Source organism: Rubrimonas cliftonensis, assembly GCF_900107585.1.
Classification (GTDB): Bacteria; Pseudomonadota; Alphaproteobacteria; order Rhodobacterales; family Rhodobacteraceae; genus Rubrimonas; species Rubrimonas cliftonensis.
The window spans coordinates 1-2,339 of record NZ_FNQM01000074.1 but is presented as its reverse complement, the minus strand read 5'-3'; the positions used below and the strand labels follow the sequence as shown (position 1 = coordinate 2,339).

The 2,339-nt window shown below is 64.6% G+C and carries 1 protein-coding gene and 1 pseudogene; both read left to right on the top strand.

The features are described from left to right. The first annotated feature begins 321 nt into the window (after positions 1-321). Positions 322-1,860: a TolB-like translocation protein gene (locus BLW43_RS22560; RefSeq protein WP_093257183.1), complete on the top strand. Its 1,539-nt coding sequence runs from the start codon at positions 322-324 to the stop codon at positions 1,858-1,860. A 54-nt stretch (positions 1,861-1,914) separates the two neighbouring features. Continuing rightward, positions 1,915-2,121 (top strand): annotated as a pseudogene (locus BLW43_RS24535) (transposase); the annotation flags it as partial. Positions 2,122-2,339 lie beyond the last annotated feature (218 nt).

Sequence of the window (2,339 nt, the reverse complement as noted above, 5' to 3'; positions counted from 1 at the left end):
GTACGTCGGGGGTGTCGGCTTGCTCATCCACCCCGGCTATCACGCTGGATTCGCGACGTGAATCCCTCCGCCAGCCACCTTTGCGCAACATAGCCCCGTCGATGGCAGAAAATAATTCATTTCTCGCCGAATCACTCCAATGGTATTTTCCATAAGTATAGCGATGGGAGGCGTCTCGTCATGAAATATTCACACTTGCCCCTTTGGATTGCAGCGTCTGGGTGCGCGTGCGTTTTGCACCTGTCGAGTGGCGACAGTGCGCGAGCGGCGACTTTCCGCTTCGTCGAGATCGGCACGACGACTGACTTGAGGCGATCCAATGTGTCGATCAGCCAGGCGGGGTCGGTCACGTTCAGCGCCGACGATGGCGGCGCCGTTTCCATCGTTGTCGGCGACGGAGATACGACGCGCACCGTGGCGAGCACCGGCACGGTGTTCTCAGAGTTGGGCATTGTTGGCGCGACGATCAGCGACAATGGCGAGCATGTCGCCTTCATAGCATCCCGCCAGGGCCGCACGGGCGTCTATCGTGTCGACCGAAATGGGGGCGTGACCATCATCGCCGAAGACGATCAGGTGATCGCGGGCGAAGAGGTGCTGGGCTTCGACTGCGTGAAGGGCTGCGGTGTTTCCAACAGCGGGCAGGTCGGGTTCTCGGCGCTCTTCCGCGGCGCCGATTTTGGGCTGAGGAGGATTGACGCCTGGGGCGAAGGCGGACCGGTGACGGTTCTCCAGACGAGGCTTCTGCAATTTAGCGAAACCCTGCAACTCAACGATGCCGACGCCAAAGTTGTTCAGATAAGCACGCGCGAAATCGCCGGGGCCGTCGGCACGGGCGTCCTTGGCGGGCCCTTCGTCACAGTGCCGGCACCGACGGTCATCCGCGACTACTCGGTCAACGACCAACTCGCGGTCGCCTTCACGACGGCTGATACGAATCCGCGCGAGGTCGTGCTGCGCAAGTTCGGGTCTGGGCAGCCAGACCAGATCATCGCCTCGTCCGTCGGCCCGTGGGACCAGTTCGGCCTCGTCTCGCTCAGCGACAACGATCTCGTGGTGTTCGAGGCGCTGCTTGACGTGGATCCGCCGTCTCAGGACAGCTTTGCCAACATCGCCATCGGCGATGATCCCGTCGCCGACCTCGTGATCCGTCGCGGCGACGTTCTGGACGGCCGGACCGTCCAATTCGTCGAGCTGCCGAGCGAAAACGCGATCAACGACCTCGGCAGCGTGGCCTTCGTGGCAGGTCTGTCCGGTGGCGGTGACGCTTCGACCGAGACCGTCGTTCTCCGCGCCGACCGCTTCAAGACGTTGCCGGGTCCGATCAAGCGCAAGGCGCAGCTGTCGACGGCGGACGCCTTGGGCGTCTCCCTGCTGCAGAATGTCGTTAGTCCGGCCACCGACGCCGATCTGATGTTCTCTCTTGATTGGCTGTCGGGCGACGGGTTGCTCGAGGTTCTGTTCGGCGGCAGGCTGCTGGGCGCGTTTTCCGCGGCGGACGCGGGCGCCGTGGCCCTGTTGGGGCTAACCTTCGACACGGCGCCCGGCGTCCTGTCGCCGCTGGAGTTCCGGCTGTCCGGCGGGCCCGGGGTGACGATCGCGCTCGACGACATCCTTTTCGCCGGCCTTTTCAACGGCGATTTTGAGACCGGCTATCTCGACGGCTGGACCGTCGACCACAGCGCAGGCGGCGTGGCATTCTTGAACGGTCGGGGGGCGCTCGCGACCACCCCGGCGCCGGTGCCGCTTCCCGCGGCGAGCGGGCTCATGTTCGCAGCCTTTGGCGCATTGGCATGCATAACGCGCCGACGGCGCGGGCGCGCCCCTTATCGCCTCAGTGCCCGCCCCGAAAAGGGTTGAGCGATATCAGGATGTTGTGGTTCACGTCGGTTTGCGAAGACTGACGGGATCACGCTGCCTTGGACTGATACTGCTTGGCGTGACCCTGCACGCCCGAGCATGCGCTATGCAAGCGACATGACGGATAGGGAGTGGGCGCTGTTAGCGCCGGTCCTGCCACTGCCACGGCGGCTGGGAAGGCCTCGCACGACCGACCTACGCGAGGTCGCCAACGCGATCCTCTACCTTGTGTCGACCGTCCGCCGTCCGCGCATCGTGCCCTCGCTCGCGCTCGGCGTCGACATGGGAAACCCGTTCGACTTGGCTCGCGCGACCGGCCGTCCATGCTCGATCCAGCTATCGGAGCGTGGGAGCATGGGCCCGCCCGCGGCGCGCCGGAAGTCCCTCCCGATTTCGGCCGATCGGAGCGCGGATCATGGGGGTTGGTATCCGGCCGGTTGGCAAAGCGTCGGTGACGGCCGTCATTTCAATCTTTCGAT